15 protein-coding genes are annotated in these 16,325 nt (G+C 57.6%); 4 read left to right on the forward strand and 11 right to left on the reverse strand.

Going from position 1 to position 16,325, the window contains the following annotated elements; genetic code table 11:
• Complete coding sequence (locus tag OHL22_RS19925) at positions 1-1,038, reverse strand: UDP-N-acetylmuramate dehydrogenase (RefSeq protein ID WP_263341296.1); 1,038 nt, start codon at positions 1,036-1,038, stop codon at positions 1-3.
• Positions 1,039-1,123: 85 nt separating this feature from the next.
• On the opposite strand from OHL22_RS19925, the gene OHL22_RS19930 reads away from it, so the two are divergent.
• Together OHL22_RS19930 and OHL22_RS19935 are read left to right on the forward strand one after the other, a co-directional pair.
• Positions 1,124-2,089, forward strand: coding sequence for a metallophosphoesterase family protein (locus tag OHL22_RS19930; protein ID WP_263341298.1), 966 nt, complete (start codon positions 1,124-1,126; stop codon positions 2,087-2,089).
• 90 nt (positions 2,090-2,179) lie between these two features.
• A complete protein-coding gene (locus tag OHL22_RS19935; protein ID WP_263341300.1) occupies positions 2,180-2,605 on the forward strand; it encodes a BrxA/BrxB family bacilliredoxin in 426 nt (141 codons plus the stop codon).
• A gap of 116 nt (positions 2,606-2,721) precedes the next feature.
• On the opposite strand, the gene OHL22_RS19940 is transcribed toward OHL22_RS19935, so the two are convergent.
• The 9 genes from OHL22_RS19940 to OHL22_RS19980 form a co-directional block, all read right to left on the reverse strand.
• Positions 2,722-4,254, reverse strand: a complete 1,533-nt coding sequence (locus tag OHL22_RS19940; RefSeq protein ID WP_263341302.1) for an amino acid permease — start codon at positions 4,252-4,254, stop codon at positions 2,722-2,724.
• 28 nt (positions 4,255-4,282) lie between these two features.
• Positions 4,283-5,848, reverse strand: a complete 1,566-nt coding sequence (locus OHL22_RS19945) for an APC family permease (protein WP_263341303.1) — start codon at positions 5,846-5,848, stop codon at positions 4,283-4,285.
• 52 nt (positions 5,849-5,900) lie between these two features.
• Positions 5,901-6,524 (reverse strand): thiamine phosphate synthase, encoded by a 624-nt coding sequence (locus OHL22_RS19950; RefSeq protein WP_263341305.1) that lies wholly within the window; start codon positions 6,522-6,524, stop codon positions 5,901-5,903.
• A gap of 35 nt (positions 6,525-6,559) precedes the next feature.
• Positions 6,560-7,054, reverse strand: a complete 495-nt coding sequence (locus OHL22_RS19955) for a DinB family protein (protein ID WP_263341307.1) — start codon at positions 7,052-7,054, stop codon at positions 6,560-6,562.
• A 156-nt stretch (positions 7,055-7,210) separates the two neighbouring features.
• On the reverse strand, positions 7,211-8,560 hold the full coding sequence (accC, locus tag OHL22_RS19960; protein WP_263341310.1) for an acetyl-CoA carboxylase biotin carboxylase subunit: 1,350 nt from the start codon (positions 8,558-8,560) through the stop codon (positions 7,211-7,213).
• A 7-nt stretch (positions 8,561-8,567) separates the two neighbouring features.
• On the reverse strand, positions 8,568-9,095 hold the full coding sequence (accB, locus tag OHL22_RS19965; protein ID WP_263341312.1) for an acetyl-CoA carboxylase biotin carboxyl carrier protein: 528 nt from the start codon (positions 9,093-9,095) through the stop codon (positions 8,568-8,570).
• Positions 9,096-9,154: 59 nt separating this feature from the next.
• Positions 9,155-10,345 (reverse strand): aminopeptidase P family protein, encoded by a 1,191-nt coding sequence (locus OHL22_RS19970; RefSeq protein ID WP_263341313.1) that lies wholly within the window; start codon positions 10,343-10,345, stop codon positions 9,155-9,157.
• A gap of 150 nt (positions 10,346-10,495) precedes the next feature.
• Positions 10,496-11,146 (reverse strand): DUF4919 domain-containing protein, encoded by a 651-nt coding sequence (locus OHL22_RS19975; protein ID WP_263341315.1) that lies wholly within the window; start codon positions 11,144-11,146, stop codon positions 10,496-10,498.
• 125 nt (positions 11,147-11,271) lie between these two features.
• Positions 11,272-11,544 carry a helix-turn-helix domain-containing protein gene (locus OHL22_RS19980; RefSeq protein WP_263341316.1) on the reverse strand — a complete coding sequence of 91 codons (273 nt, stop codon included), beginning with the start codon at positions 11,542-11,544 and terminating at the stop codon, positions 11,272-11,274.
• Between the two features lie 414 nt (positions 11,545-11,958).
• Here OHL22_RS19980 and OHL22_RS19985 point away from each other — a divergent pair, with 414 nt between their 5' ends.
• Positions 11,959-14,142 (forward strand): DUF1800 domain-containing protein, encoded by a 2,184-nt coding sequence (locus OHL22_RS19985; protein WP_263341317.1) that lies wholly within the window; start codon positions 11,959-11,961, stop codon positions 14,140-14,142.
• A 19-nt stretch (positions 14,143-14,161) separates the two neighbouring features.
• Positions 14,162-15,430, forward strand: a complete 1,269-nt coding sequence (locus OHL22_RS19990; RefSeq protein ID WP_263341318.1) for a DUF1501 domain-containing protein — start codon at positions 14,162-14,164, stop codon at positions 15,428-15,430.
• Here the strand turns inward: OHL22_RS19990 and OHL22_RS19995 are convergent.
• Positions 15,427-16,311, reverse strand: coding sequence for an ATP-grasp fold amidoligase family protein (locus OHL22_RS19995; protein ID WP_263341319.1), 885 nt, complete (start codon positions 16,309-16,311; stop codon positions 15,427-15,429). The two genes, OHL22_RS19990 and OHL22_RS19995, sit on opposite strands and share 4 nt — an antisense overlap.
• Between the last annotated feature and the right edge of the window lie 14 nt (positions 16,312-16,325).

Genomic DNA, 16,325 nt, shown 5'->3' on the forward strand with positions numbered 1-16,325 from the left:
TTAGAAGCCCACCAGAATCGGCTCCATCTCGAGCACAATCCCAAAGTGCGCCTTCACTCCGGCCACCAGCACATCGCGAAGCTCCAGCACATCCGTCGCGGTGGCTCCGCCGCGATTCACAAGCGCCAGCGTATGCTTGGTCGAAATCGTCACCCGCGCCGACTCACTCAGCGAGAACCCCTTTGCAAAACCAGCATGCTCAATCAGCCACGCTGCAGGCAGCTTCACCTGTCCCTCGCCTGCCGGATAACGCGTCGCCCCCACACCAAGCTTTTGCGTAAGATCGGCAAAATACTCCTTTGAAATCACTGGGTTCTTGAAGAAACTGCCAGCACTCCGGCAATCCGGATCACCCTCCACCAGCAACATCCCTTTCGACTGTCGAATCTCACGCACCTTCGCTGCAACCTCCGCGAGGCTCGGCTCGGCATCCGCAGCAAACGCTTTACGCACGTCGGCATATTTCAAGCTTGGCCTCCCACCACGCTTCAGCCTGTAGTCCACGCGGGTCACCAGGAACTGCCCCTTCGCCGTTGTGTTGAACAGGCTGCTGCGATACGCAAACCGGCAGTCCGCGTTCGTCATCTCTATACCGCGCATCGTTTCGAGATCGAGCACGCGCACCCGCTCAATCGTCTCGGCAACCTCTTGCCCATAAGCGCCGACGTTCTGTACCGGCGTTCCACCCACAGTTCCCGGAATCCCAGCAAGACACTCAATCCCGGCACAGCCATCGCTCACCGTACGTTGCACAAACCCGTTCCAGTTCTCTCCCGCCGCGACACGATAGATGCGTTCCTCTCCTTGATCTGCCGACGCAACGCCCTTCAAAGCAATATGCAGCACCATCCCCGCAAAACCTGCATCTGAAACCAGCAGATTGCTCCCGCCGCCGAGCACAAATACCGGCATACTGCGGTCTCGCGCCCACATTACCGCGTCACAGATCGTGTCTTCATCTTCAGCTTCCACAAACCACCGCGCCGGACCACCGATCCCGAAGGTTGTGTAAGGCGCTAGCGCTACGTTCTCCCGCATCTCCATCCCCGTAAGGCTACATCACCGGACACCCTCAACATGGGTAACCATGCCGCTTTCATCCACCCGTGTTACCATCCGCGCTATGAGCATCCTGAATCGCCGCGAATTCCTCGCTTCCAGTGCTCTGACCGCAGGCGCTCTCGCCACCGGCACAGCTTTTGCCGAACAGTCCGCTCTTGCCACACCCCCAGGTTCATTCAATTTCATCTTCCTCACCGACACCCACATCGAGCCCGAACTCGACGCAGCACACGGCTGCTCCATGGCTTTCCGCAAAGCCGCCGCTATACCAGCCGACTTCGCCATCCAGGGTGGCGACCACGTCTTTGACGCGCTCGCCGTCGACCGCAAACGCGCCGACAGCCTCTTTGATCTCTACCACCACACCGAGCAGGCACTCGATCTCAAGGTCCATCACGCCATCGGCAATCACGACCACTTCGGCATCTTTGAAAAGAGCGGAGTCGCCCTCGGCAGCGATGGCTACGGCAAGCAGATGTTCATCGAGCGCGTCGGACCCACTTACTACTCCTTCGATCACAAGGGCTATCACTTCGTCGTGCTCGACTCAATCCAGCCCACACCCGACCGTTCCTGGGACGCCCGCATCGACGACACGCAGCTCGCATGGCTCAAGGAAGATCTCGGCAACGTCATCCACGGAACCCCGGTCATCGTTACCACCCACGTTCCGCTCATCACCGCAGCAGGACAATATGCTGCCCCGGAAGCGCACTCAGGCTCTGGCGTCACCACGGCTTCCACAGTCGTCCATCCACAACTCTCCGTAGTCAATTCATGGCAGGTGCTGCCGCTGCTCGAACAGCACAACACCCTTGCAGTCCTCCAGGGCCACACCCACATCAACGAGACCATCCGCTTTCGCGGCATTCAGTACATCACCAGCGGAGCCGTATGCGGCAACTGGTGGCATGGCACCCGCTGGGGTATCCCCGAAGGCTTCACCGTAGTAAGCCTCCGCGACGGCAAAATTGACTTCCGCTACGAAACCTATGGCTTCAAGACCGTTGATCCGCAAAACACCTGATTCACCTCGGTACTTCGGTATGGACAACAAAGCGGCCAAACCGCGCATCCGTTACAATTGAGTCAACAGGCATTGATTGCCGGAGGTTCCATGTATCCAGAAATTATGGTCATTCCCATGCGCGAAGAACTGACCCGCGCAGGCATCCAGGAAGCACGTACCGCGGAAGATGTTGACGCCGCCCTCGCCAAGTCAGGCACAACCATGCTTGTCGTCAATTCCATCTGCGGATGCGCCGCCGGAAAAATGCGTCCCGGCGTCCGCATGGCGCTGACCCACTCTACGCTTCCCGACCAGAGCGTCACCGTATTTGCCGGCCAGGACCGTGAAGCCACCGAGCGCGCCCGCTCTTACTTTGAAGGCCAGCCGCCCACATCACCGGCCATCGCCATCCTGCGTGACGGTAAGCTTGTCTACCTGATGCAGCGCTACATCATCGAATCCAGCACTGCTCCGCAGATCGCCAGCGAACTCGTCCGTGCCTTCGACGAGCTTTGCACCAAGGCCACCGCGTAAAAATTTTCGTTAAGCAGCTTCGCGGATTCGCCCAACTCAAAAGGATTCGCGCAACTCAAAATAAGAAAGGCTCCCGGCATCGGGAGCCTTTTCTATTCCCCAACAGATCGGCTTTCTCAGTCCCCTTCCGCAGCCGCAGCAAGCTTCTGCACCCTGCTGTGCTTGAGCGAATACGTGAAGTAGATCACCAGGCCAATCACCAGCCAGATGATCATAACGGCCCATGTAAACAGCATCAGCCGGGTCATGAGGTATGCCGCCGACAGAATGCCAAGAATCGGCACCAGAGGCACCAATGGAGTCTTGAAAGGTCGTTCCATATTTGGATGCCGTACGCGCAAGATCCAGACACCTGCACAGACGATCGTGAACGCCAGCAACGTGCCAATGTTCACCAGTTCCGACAGCACATCGATGTTAAAGAACGCAGGCATAACCGCTGCAAACGCACCAAATACGATCGTCGTGATCCACGGTGTACGGAACTTCGGATGCACAGCCGATGCCCATTTCGGCAGCAGCCCATCCTTCGACATCGAATAGAACACGCGTGTCTGGCCGAGCAGCATCACCAGCATCACAGTAGCCAGACCGAAAACAGCACCCACCTTCACCAGCAGCGATCCCCAACCTACGCCGGTCGCATCAATCGCCAGCGCCACAGGAGCCGAAACATTCAGCGTCTTGTAGCTCACAAGTCCCGTCAGCACCAGCGACACGAGAATGTAGAGGATCGTGCAAACGACCAGCGATCCAAGAATGCCGATCGGCATATCGCGCTTCGGATTCTTCGCTTCCTGCGCTGCCGTCGATACAGCATCGAAGCCGATATAAGCAAAGAAGATAGAAGCAGCAGCCGTCGGAATACCACCCCACCCGAAGTTGCCGTGCCCATCCGCAGGCGGCACAAACGGCGTCCAGTTGGTCTTGGCAATTTCAGGATGCTTGAAGAGAAACCATCCGCCGACAAGCAAAAAGACGCCGACAATCGCCACCTTGATGATGACCACAGCGGAGTTGAAGTTGGCCGATTCCTTAATGCCGATCACAAGGATCGTCGTAATCACCAACACAATTAAGAATGCAATCAGATTTACCACGCCCGTCACATGCGGCAGTCCGACATCGCTCACTCCCGGCGGCAGCGACATCAACTGAATCCATTGGTCGTGATAGAAAACCAGCGGTGTGCCAGTGGTAGCGGTGATTTGCGGCGGCAAATAGATATGGAATTGTTGGAGAAGGCTATTGAAATAACCGGCCCATCCCGAGGCCACCGTAGCCGCGCCGAACGCATACTCCAGGCACAGATCCCAGCCGATGATCCACGCCACCAGCTCGCCCAGCGTCGCATAGCCATAGGTGTAAGCCGAGCCGGCAATCGGAATAATCGATGCGAACTCCGCATAGCAAAGCCCTGCGAACGCACACGTAAACCCCGCCAGTACAAAGCTCAACGCCACCGCCGGACCCGCGCGGAGTGCCGCTGCCTGGCCAGTCAGTGTAAAAATACCCGCGCCGATGACCGCGCCGATACCAAGCGTAATCAGGTTAAGCGCACCCAGCGAACGTTTGAGCGAGTGCTCGCCTTCCTCAGACGCCTCTTCTGAGAGCATCGACAACGGTTTAATTCGCAACAATCGGGACATGTACGAGGGCCTTCCTCTTCAAAAAATTTCAGCTTGCTGCTTGCGTTTTGCCGCTGCGCGACCAATAGAGATACACCGGTATGCCCAACAGGACAAGAATCAACCCCGGCCATGTGTATTGCGGCTTGTAGCGAAATAATACGATACAGATCCATGCTGCCGTCACGATATACAGGGCAGGCAGCACCGGATATCCAAGCGCCTTGTATGGCCTCGGTTCATCCGGCCTCTTCGCACGCAGCACGAACAACCCCACAATCGTAAGAATGTAAAAGATCAGCTCCGCCGAAATAATGTAGTCCAGCAGTTGTCCGTACGACCCTGAAATACAAAGCAATGCCGCCCACACCGCTTGAATAATCAGCCCCGCAGCCGGCGTATTGTATTTTGGATGCAGTTTGCCCACGGACTTGAAGAACAGCCCATCGTGGCTCATCGCGTAATACACGCGCGCCCCCGCCAGGCTCAGTCCGTTTGCGCAACCAAACGTCGAAACCAGAATCGCGCCAGCCATCAGAAATGCGCCAGCCGACCCAAATATCTGCTGCAGCGCAGCCGTGCCCACGCGATCTTCAGACGCATACTGCACGCCACGCGCGAGCACCGTTGTTCCATGCGGATCGCCATGTAGCGGAAGCACCAGAATGTAAGCAGCCGAAGCCAGAATGTAGACCGTAATCACAAACCCTGTGCCAAGAATCAGCGACAGCGGAATGTTCCGCTTCGGATTCTTCACCTCACCGGCCGTATATGTGATGTTGTTCCACGCATCCGCTGAAAACAGCGACCCCACCTGAACCACTGCCAGAATCACCAGCAGATTCACCCAAACCGTCGGCCCGCCAACACCCACTTGTACCGGGTGCTGCGTCGACCAACCCGCGTTATGCCAGAAGGCGTGCCAGCCCGCCCCGAAGTTCGCCTCCCATGCGATCTTATTGAAGCCCACGGTAAAGCCCAGAACCACCAGCGCCGCCAGCGACAATCCCTTCGCCGAGGTAAAAATGTTCTGGATCAGCGCTCCCACCTTCATGCCGAAGATGTTCAGAAACGCCAACAAAAAGACAACGCAGATGCCGACAAGATTCGCCGTGCTGACGCCGATGTCCATATTGCCCAGCACCATCGGCCCCACCTGAACCGCTGGTACATGCGCAATATGCCAAAGCCAGTGCGTTGAAGAGATCGACGGAAAGAACACACCAAGAAACTTGCCAAACGCAACAGCAACCGCCGCAATCGTTCCCGTCTGAATCACCAGAAACAGTGTCCATCCAAACAGAAATCCCCACAGCGGCCCAAGCGATTCACGCAGATACACATACTGTCCGCCTGCCTTGGGCATCATGGCAGCGAGCTCGCCATAGCTCAGCGCGCCGATCATCGTCAGTACAGCCGTCACGACCCACGCACCCAGAAACAACGCAGGTGAATCCGTCGTGCGCCCGATATCGGCGTCAACCAGGAAAATGCCCGAGCCGATCATCGATCCAGCCACGATTGCGGTCGAGCTGAACAGGCCGAGCGTAGGCACCAGTTGCGGCTTCGTTTGCGTTGGCGCTTCCTGTTCTGGAGAAGTAGTCGGGATGGTCACTTTGATTGGTTTTACCCGAATTGAAACAAAAAGTCTTGTGCTTTCTTTCTATCTATCCGAGTTGCTTCAGCCAACGCCGAAACTCTGTAGCAGGATCAACAGCACGAAAGATCGCAGCCGAAACTGCAACCGCATCCGCCCCCGCACTCAGAATATGCGGCGCTGTCTCCAGCGTAATTCCCGCTGCCGCTACCAGCACAACGTCCGGCCCGGCAGCCACGCGAAAACGTCTCACCCCTTCAATCCCAATCGGCTGTAGTGGCGTCTGCTTCGTCGTCGTCGGAAACACCGGTCCAAACGCCACGTAATCCGCGATCGTGCTCACACCCTCAGCACCGGCAGAAGTCCCAATCAACGCACCAGGTCCCATCAGCTTGCGCGCTACCTCCACCGGCAAATCACCCAAATCGACGTGCACGCCATTGAAACCAGCCGCCAGCGCCACGTCCACGCGATCATCCATCACCAGCTTCGTATCGGGCATCGCTGCACGCAGCACGCGTGCGTCCGTATACACGTCCGCATCGCTTCCTGGCTTATTGCGATACTCCAGCAACTCAACACCGGCATCCGCCAGCGCCTTTCCCAGCCGGTCCAGAAATACCTCTCGCTCCGGACCAGCCGGGATTGTCGATGAATCAAGAATGGGATACACCTTAGGCAAACGTAACCGCATGGAATCAGCTTACGTCGCCCCGCCCAAAGCCCGTCTCACATCTCATCTACGGATGGCCCATAGCAGCCTGGAATCGGCACGCCCAGCGTCCGCAGGTCACGTCCAAGCTGCGACCGATGATGAATCAGGTGATTCATCACCCACGTCCGGAAGACCTCATGCCGTGGCGAGTTGATCCATGTCTGATCGCCAGCCTTCATCGTCCATTGCCCATCCCATTTCGCGAGCTCAAGTCCTACGAGCAGAGCCCGTGTCTCCGCCGTCTCCTTGTCGAATCGCTCCAACAGTTCCGCCTTGCTGCCTGCCGTCCACGCTGGCGCGCCATCGTACTCGATTCCATCTTTCGACAGCGTTTCCCGTCCCCACTCACCCGGAATCTCCGCCACGTGCGAAGCCAATCTTCCCAGCGTCATCGACTTCGGATTCGCCTTCCAGCTAAGGTCCGCTCCTTCCGGAATCGCGTTCAGCATCTTCCGTGTCGTTGCAACCTCACGATCAAACTCCGCTACCAGTTCCTTCTGAAAATCCATAGCTTTCTCCTCCCGATTGTTCTGCGCAGCAAGCATACGTCAAGGGAGGAGCTTTTGGCGAATAAAAAGCGAATAAAATTCGCCGCAATCGATGACCAGCTCTGCTTAAGCTCTATGGGATGAGTTTTCAGATTTCTGGGGGAAGGGCTTCCGCCTCTATCCCCGCTTCGCCAGAAAACGCTCCATAAACTTCGTATCGAAGTTCCCAGCCCGGAAGTCCTCGTCCGCAAAGATCTCCTGATGCAACGGAATCGACGTCTCAATCCCCTGCACCACGAACTGGCTCAACGCCCGTTCCATGCGCGCCATAGCCTCTGCGCGGTCTTTGCCGTGCACAATCAACTTGGCAATCAGCGAATCGTAATACGGTGGCACCACACCCTCGGCATACTGCGCTGTATCCACACGTACGCCGTTCCCACCTGGCACATTAAATACCGTGATCTTGCCGGCCGAAGGCGTGAACTTCCGCGGATGCTCCGCATTGATGCGGCACTCGATCGCATGCCCACGAATCCCCAACCGCGGCGGCAGTATCTCTTTCAGCGTCTCACCCGAAGCAATACGAAGCTGCGCCTTCACCAGATCCACGCCAGTGATCGCCTCCGTCACCGGATGCTCCACCTGAATACGCGTATTCATCTCAATGAAGTAGATCGAGCCATCCTCATCCATCAGGAATTCGATCGTGCCCGCGTTCCAGTATCCAATGTCGCCCAGGCACTTCTTCAGCGTCTTCGTGATGCGCTCACGAATCTCCGGCGTCACCTGCAGGCTTGGCGCTTCCTCAATCAGCTTCTGATGCCGCCGCTGAATCGAGCACTCACGCTCAAACAGCACTTCGACACTCCCGTGCTCATCCGCCAGTATCTGAAACTCAATATGCCTAGGCCGCTCGATGAACTTCTCCATATACATCTCGCCGTTGCCAAAGGCATTCGCCGCTTCCTGCGAAGCCGCTGCATACAGCCCCGGCAGATCCTCAGCCGAGCGCACAATGCGCATGCCGCGTCCGCCGCCACCGGCCTTCGCTTTCAGAATCACCGGATAGCCAACGCTCTCGGCCCACTTCAGCGCATCCTCGGCATCGGCTACCACGCCATCGGAACCCGGCAGAATCGGCACACCTGCGGCCTTCATCGCCTGCCGCGCCTTTTCCTTCTCGCCCATCAGCCGAGTCACTTCCGGAGGCGGTCCAATAAACTTGATATTCGAAACGCGACAAACCTCGGCGAAGTTCGCATTCTCGCTCAGCAGTCCATACCCAGGATGAATGCCGTCGACATTCGCAATCTCAGCCGCTGCAATCACCGCCGGCACATTCAGGTAGCTGTCCCCCGGTCTCGGCGGACCAATGCAGATAGCCTCATCGGCAAAGCGCACATGCAGCGAGTTGCGATCCGCCTCGCTATACACTGCGACCGTACGGATACCTAGTTCCTTACATGCACTGATTACGCGCAGCGCAATCTCGCCCCGATTGGCAATCAAAACCTTCCGCAGCATCGCCAATTTACGCCGTCCGAATCGCGAAGAGCGGTTGTCCGTACTCGACAGGCTGGCCGTTCGTCACCAGGCGCTTCACAATCTCGCCCGCCGCATCGGCCTCAATCTCATTCATCAACTTCATCGCTTCGACAATGCAGACGATCTGTCCCTTCTCAATGCGATCGCCCGTCGAGACAAAGGCCGCCGATCCCGGCGAAGGCGACTCATAGAATGTCCCCACCATCGGTGACTTCACGATATGCAGATTCTCTTCAGCCACAGGCGCTGTAGCCGGAGTCGAAGCCGCCCCAGCCACTGGCGCAGCAATCGGTGCAGACGCCGCTGCTGGCACAGCAGGAGCAGCTTGCAGCAGCCGCGCCATAGCCGCCAGATCCAGCCCGGCATTACCCACAGGAGCAGCAGGCTGAACCACTGCCGAAGCAAACTTCAACCGAACCTTTAACTCGCCGCGGTCCAGGTCAAACTCCGCAACGTCATTCTCTTTTAGAAAAGCCACCAGCTCTCTGAGCTGATCAAGATCATCTGATTTCATGCGTATCTCGCGTACTCCAGCGTCTTCTTAAGCCTAAAGTCGGGCAACTTCGCCGCTGTTCATAACTCGATCAGCGCCTTCGGAGAATGGGTCAGCACATCACCGCCCGTTCTCGTCACCGCCACCATATCTTCGATGCGGACTCCGAACTCTCCCGCAAAATAAGCGCCGGGTTCTATGGTAATCACCATCCCCGGCGCCAGCTTATCTTTCTGTCCGGCGCCCACACGCGGACCCTCGTGAATCTCCAAACCAACTCCATGCCCGGTCGAGTGGCTAAAGGCTTCGGCCATCCCGGCCTGCCGCAGCACGCTGCGTGCCGCCTCATCCACCGCTCCACATGTCACGCCCGCTTTAACCGCGGCAACCGCTGACTCCTGCGCCGCCAGAACCGTCTCATACACTTCCCGTTCCCGCGCCGTCGGTTTGCCAAGGCAAACAGTACGTGTCATATCCGAGCAATAACCTTTGAGAATAACACCGAAATCCAGGGTAAGCAGTCCATGCCGCGGCAGCTTCGCCTCGCTCGCCCGGCCATGCGGCAGCGCCGACCGCGCACCCGACGCCACGATGCTCTCAAACGACATGCCCTCAGCGCCACGAATCCGCGCCTGATACTCCAGCTCCGCAGCCACAGCAACTTCCGTCAAACCAGGCCGCAGAAATCCCAGCATGTGCTCAAACAGCTTGTCACCCAGAGCAGCAGCCTCAGTCATCACCGCCAGCTCGTCCTCATCTTTCAGCCAGCGCAACGGCTCAACCAGCGAAGAGACAGGTTTCAACAGCTTCTTCCGTAATCGAGCCGGGAGCGATTCGCGCAGCTTCTCCAACTGAGCCACTGTCGTCTGCCCGGCATCGAATCCAACTGCCTCGTTACTCGACGGGGCGCTAAACCTCGTAACGGAGGGAGGCGGGGGTTTCAATCTCCGCAAAGAGCCGCTTGAAGAAAGAGGGGCTTTAGCCGCGGAGGGAATATCGGTTATCCGCACCGCCAGCCACTGCACAGCAGCCACCGCCGGATTCGAAGGCACAATCTCTACCTTCGCCCCATGCACCTCTTCAGCAGCCTGCGCAATGTAGCGGCCATCGGTATACAACCGCGCCTCGCGCCGCGTCACCGCCAACGCCGCGCTCGACCCAGTGAATCCGCACAGATATCGAACATCCGGAAGATGCGTCACCAGCAGAGCCGGAACCTCAGCCCCAGCCATCCGCCGCCGCAACAATCCCAACCGCCGCGAAAAATTCATCCGTTTAGGTATATCACTCCAAAGCCACGAGTTAGGTATATCACTCCAAAGCCACGAGCCGGGCGGCATCAAGAGGGGAGAATAGCGGCAAGGAACAGTCCAAGCAAAGAGCGGTTCAGGGCGAACGCGCTCATCGAAACAGGCACTCTGTTACTTGTGAATAGCTCGCTCTCCGGCAGCCATTTGCCGATGCATCTCGGTGTCACCGTCGAACCATAGGATCAGCTCTTTCCCGTCTTTATCCTTCACGGCAACTACATCGTAGTAGTGACCGTCCTGCATGGAAGTACGATGGTCTACGAACTGTACATTCAATATCGACCCCATGTACATATATTCCTCGCGAATGGTCGCTGCGAACCATGCTGTTTTTGCCGTCTTTCCATCTCCGGAATCCGTGATCGAATTAAAAATCGCGGCGAGAATCAGACGTTCCTTTTCTGCCTCGTTCTGATTGCTAAGTTCGGTTAGAGATCGCCACGCGATGTAGTGGGCATCTACGTCCGCGATATTGTGTTCTTCGATTTCGCGGGCAGCTTTGAGCGCATCTTGAAATTTGTTTTCATTCAACGCTCCATAGCCGGCTTTAACCCTCAAAAAGTCCTGAGACGGATCGCCGACCTCGCCGATCGCCGCCGCAACACGCAAAGCCTTCCAGTCGACGCCCAAATCGCCAGCGCGGACTTTCGCCGCGAGTTCCGCATATTTTGCTTGGGATGCCGCTCGATCGTCTGCGGCCAGAGCCGCCGGCACAAGAATCGAAGCCAGTACAGCTAAAGCTGTGAAGCGTTCAATGGTCATGGCATGCCTACTCGGATCGTTCGGTGAGGTTGACCTGCGTCGTCGATCGACAACTGCCCCATACTGGGTGTCGATCAAGCCGCATGATTCTAAACATTCGTCGCTTAAGGAAGTCGTCTGACGAGTTAATACGCCGCCTTAACCGGCTTCTTAGTCTTAGCCCCAACCTCCGACTCAGGCACCGCCGTAGCCGCATCCGACTGCCGGTCCATCCACTCATCCAGCCGAGACCGCTTGAACCGCCAGCGGTTCCCCAGCTTAAACGCAGGAATAAACGCCTCCGACGCATACTTGTACAGCGTGTCCGGCGAAATCCCCAGATAATCCGACGCCTGGCGAATATCCATCACTTCACGGATCTCAGGCACCAGCAGGTTCGACTTGGCAGCATTGCGCATATCTCATCTCCAAAAGCGGGAAGTTCCGGAGAGCATCTGCCTGGGGAAGCAGCCTGCCGGTATCCCTGTGTATAACGCGGAATCACCTGCTTTTTCAAGGCTTTCTCGGTATTTTTCCGATTCTTTCCGCATCTCTTCGCCTTCGGTTTCGCCCCGGCTATCTAAGAAATCCCGTCATCCAACCTCAACTTTTCCACATCTGGGGTTCATCACTCTGCCCGCCCCAACAGATTGGGCCGTTAGAACAGAAGATGCCTCCATTGCCATCTCGGAACGGCAATCCAGTTTTCCAGCCACACTCAAACAACTTCAGCCCTTCACCTGTGTTTGAATGTCCGTGAGCTCGGAAAGCTCAACGCTCCTGTTTCAAAGGTGCGCCGCAATCCCAGCAACTTTCGCCTCGTGGAGAATCTCATGCCCCAGCCAATCTCCGGCAGGCCTTTTGCTCTCGGTCGTACGCTCACATCCCTCGTGCTTAGCGCACTCCTCCCAGCACAACTGCTTCCCGCCCAGGCCATCTCCCGCACATCGCAACCTGAGGCCACCCCGGCAACATCCACACAGCCGCTAAGTGACCAGGATCGTCGCATCCTCCACCTGCTCAACCGCTTCACCTTCGGCCCCACGCCCGATGAGGTAGCCGAGATCCACTCCCTCGGCCCCAAAGGCATCGACAAGTGGTTTGATCTTCAACTTCACCCGGACCGCTTGCCGTTAACCGATGACGACCATACCCTCCAGGCTCGCCTCGCCGAATTCCCCTCGCTCAACCTGCCGCCGGACCAACTCATCGGCCGCTTCCCCTCCAACGGCATCATCCGTCAAGCCGCTGATAACAAGATTCCCGCGCCCGACGATCCATATCTCTACGCCATTTACTCGCACCACATTCAACAGTTCAAAGAAAAGCAGGCAAAGAAAGCCGAGGAGAAATCCGACAAGCAAGCCCAGCAACCCGGTGTCGCCGCTAACTCAGCACCCAACATGGCGGCAGGATCGACGATGTCCACTCCGTCTGAATCTCAGACTGGAGAATCCATTACAACCGCCGGAAAAGAAGCCGCACCCCGCAAAGAGCTAGTCGATAACTCTGACCGAGACCGTGCGCGTCCCCGCTATGAAGAAGTTCTCTTCCACTCTGTCGTCGATCTTCCTCCGGACAAGCGCCTGCAACGCATTCTCTACATGCCCACCGCCGAGTTTGAACAACTGAACAGAGGTCTCAAGCCTCCACAACGGTTGCAACTGACCGAGGGCTTCAACCCTGAGCAACGTGAGCTCTTCGCCGATCTTGAAAACCCCACGCGCGCCGTAATCTTCGAGCTCCAGGCTCAGCGCCTCTATCGCGAAATCTACAGCTCCCACCAGCTTCAGGAGGTGATGACAGCCTTCTGGCTTAACCACTTCAACATCTACCTACACAAGAACGATGAAACCCCCTATTACCTGACCAGCTTCGAGCGCGATGTCATCCGGCCACGCGCTCTTGGCAACTTCGAAGATCTGCTCGTAGCTACGGCGGAAAGTCCAGCCATGCTGCTGTATCTCGACAACTCCAGCAGCACAGGCCCCGACTCCAAAGTCGCAGAGCGCCAGAAAGAACGCCAGGCCGAAGGCATCGCAAAAAAGAACACGCCTCCCGGCCTTAATGAAAACTACGGCCGCGAGCTCATGGAACTGCACACACTCGGCGTCAACGGCGGATATACCCAGAAAGACGTCACCGAAGTCTCCAAGATCCTCACCGGATGGACCGTCGATCATCCCCAACTAGGCGGCGACACTACATTCGACGAGAACCGCCACGAGCCTGGCACAAAGATCGTCATGGGCCACAAGTTCAAGGAAGATGGCATGAAGGAGGGTCTGAAGCTCCTCCACATGCTTGCTACCAGCCCCGCAACAGCCCACTTCATCTCCAGCGAGCTCGCAATCGCCTTCGTGAGCGACAACCCTCCGCAAACTCTCGTTGATCGCATGGCCAAATCCTTCGAGTCCCACGACGGCAACATCGCCGAAGTCCTCAAAACCCTCATCCACTCGCCTGAGTTCTGGGCCCCCGCTGCCTATCAGGCTAAGGTCAAGACTCCGCTCGAATACGTCGTTTCCGCAGTCCGCGCCAGTAACGCACAAGTCACTAACCCGCAGCCGCTTATCAACTGGCTCAATCAGCTCGGCATGCCACTCTACGCCTGTATTCCTCCCACCGGCTATTCTGACAAAGCAAATGAATGGGTCAGCACCGGCGAATTAGTCACCCGTATGAACTTTGCCCTCTCGCTCGCCAACAACAAGCTCAACGGCATAACAACGCAGTGGCCATCCACTACGGATGAAGCTCCCGATCAATCCGCCAATCAATCCATTGAGAGCTTGCAAGCCAAACTCATCCCCACTGGCGTAAGCGAAAAGACCCGCGCCGCCGTCCTCACAGAAGTAGAGGGCCAATCCCCCTCACCGTCACAGATCACGCCACAATCAGCCACTCCCAAACCCAAAAACTACAACCCGGCCGCGGCACAACAGCAAGCTCAACAGCAGCAGCAAGCCCAGATCGCTGCACTGCTACTTGGCTCCCCCGAGTTTCAACGCCGATAAAGCTTCAGAGGTACCTCAGATGAACACCACGCGACGCTTCTTCCTTCGCAACGGCGCACTGGCCCTCGCCGGCACGACCGCCCTGCCCGCTTTCCTCACGCGAGCCGTCATGGCCGCGACAATGGAAGCAACAGCCCAGGGCAAGAAGCTCGTCGTCATCTTCCAGCGTGGAGCCGCCGACGGCCTCAACATCGTTGTTCCATGGCGCGAGCCCAACTACTACACGATGCGCCCCACCATCGCCATTCCGCAGAAGCAGGTCATCGATCTTGATGGCTTCTTCGGCCTGCATCCCGCCATGGCATCCTTCCAGCCGCTCTTCGCCCAGGGCCATCTCGCCATCGTTCACGCCACCGGCTCACCCGATCACACACGCTCTCATTTCGATGCACAGGACTATATGGAATCCGGCACTCCCGGCATCAAAAGCACCACCGACGGCTGGCTCAACCGCGCTCTCCAGGCCGAAGACCTGCGCCGCGCAAAACTCCGCGAAGCCGCCTTACAATCAAGTCCGTTCCGCGCCATCGCACTCAGCCCAGACGTCCCTCGCACCCTCGCAGGCAAAGTCCCAGCGCTCGCCCTAAGCAATGTACAGGACTTCGCCGTAGGTGGTCGCGGCCCTAAGCCGGCCCCCGCCGCCACCGCCTTTGAAGCCATGTACGACGAGAGCAGCGATTCCCTGCTCCACTCCGCCGGAGACACCAGCTTCGAAGCCATCAAGATGCTGCGCGCCACCGACCCGGCTCACTACTCGCCCACCCCGGACGCAAACTATCCCGACAGCCCGTTCGCCAAGAACATGAAGCAGGTCGCCCAGCTTCTCAAAGCCAACCTCGGCGTCGAAGCAGCCTTCACTGACGTCACCGGCTGGGATACCCACCAGAACCAGGGCGGCGCCGAAGGCCAGCTTGCCAACCGTCTCCGCGACTTCTCTGATTCCATCGCTGCCTTCTGGCGTGACATGGGTCCAGAATCCGAAAACATCACCCTCGTCACCATGTCCGAGTTCGGCCGCACCGCCCGGCAAAACGGCACGGGCGGCACCGATCACGGCCACGCCAACGCCATGTTTATCCTTGGCGGCAACGTCAGGGGTGGCAAGGTGTATGGCAAGTGGCCCGGAGTCGCCGATGAACAACTCAACGAAGGCCGCGACCTCGCCATCACCACCGACTATCGCCAGGTTCTCGGCGAAGTCGTCAGCAAAACCATCGGCGCGCAGAACCTCGACCTGACATTCCCCGGAGCACGACTCAATTCCCGTCAATTCCTCGGGATCGTTTAGCGCGTGACAAAGACCGCTTGCGATTCTATTCGCACCCTTGCATCCATCGGCGCTGGCACAACAGAGTACGGCTCCCACATCTTCCCGAGCAGTTCATCGCCCAAGCGCGGCTTCAATCGGAACAACCCGCCCCACGGCGTGCAAGCCGTCTCATTAAACACCAGGGTGCCATCCTCCAAATGAATCAGATCCACCCGCAGAAAATCCGTTCCCGCAGCAATCTTCTCCGCTATCGCAATAGCCTCATCCAAAGCATCAGGCCGCGGTGCATCCGGCTCGCACTCCTCTAGCGGATACCACACCGGCAGCCGGTTCCATTCGCGATCACACAGCGGTCCGTCTATCTCCTCACGCACCATCAGGCATTCAATAAACGCCACGCGCCCATGCACGCAAAACAACTGAATCTCTGATGGAGGATACCCCCGTGCATTCAGTACCATTTCTTCCGCAAATACCTTCGGCACAATTCCCCGATAGCACGGCTCATAAGAGATCTCGTAATAATCCAGCTCCAGCCACCAGTTCACAAGATCGCGCAGCAATCGCTCATCTGCCCATCGCTTGTCGTGAACGAAAGCATTCATCCCCGAAGCATGATTTGGTTTCAGCACAAACGTCTGCGGCAGAGCTTCGAGAGTAAAGTCAGATGCACTCTCAATAATAGCCATCACGCGCTTCTGCCTGAGCTCGGGACAAATCTCAGCTACAATCTCCCTGCATCGCAGTTTGTCGCTGAATTCCCGCTGCCACCCGGCGCTCTCCCCCGAGAGAATCCGCGCCGCCAGCTTGTCTGTAATCCGTACCGGCTCACGCAATCTGGGCAGCCGCCTCTGGTGCCACAAGAACCGGCCGAGATAGACCCATCGTCCACCGAACATAGCCGACATCCAAC

This window comes from Acidicapsa dinghuensis (genome assembly GCF_025685685.1).
Taxonomy (GTDB): Bacteria; Acidobacteriota; Terriglobia; order Terriglobales; family Acidobacteriaceae; genus Acidicapsa; species Acidicapsa dinghuensis.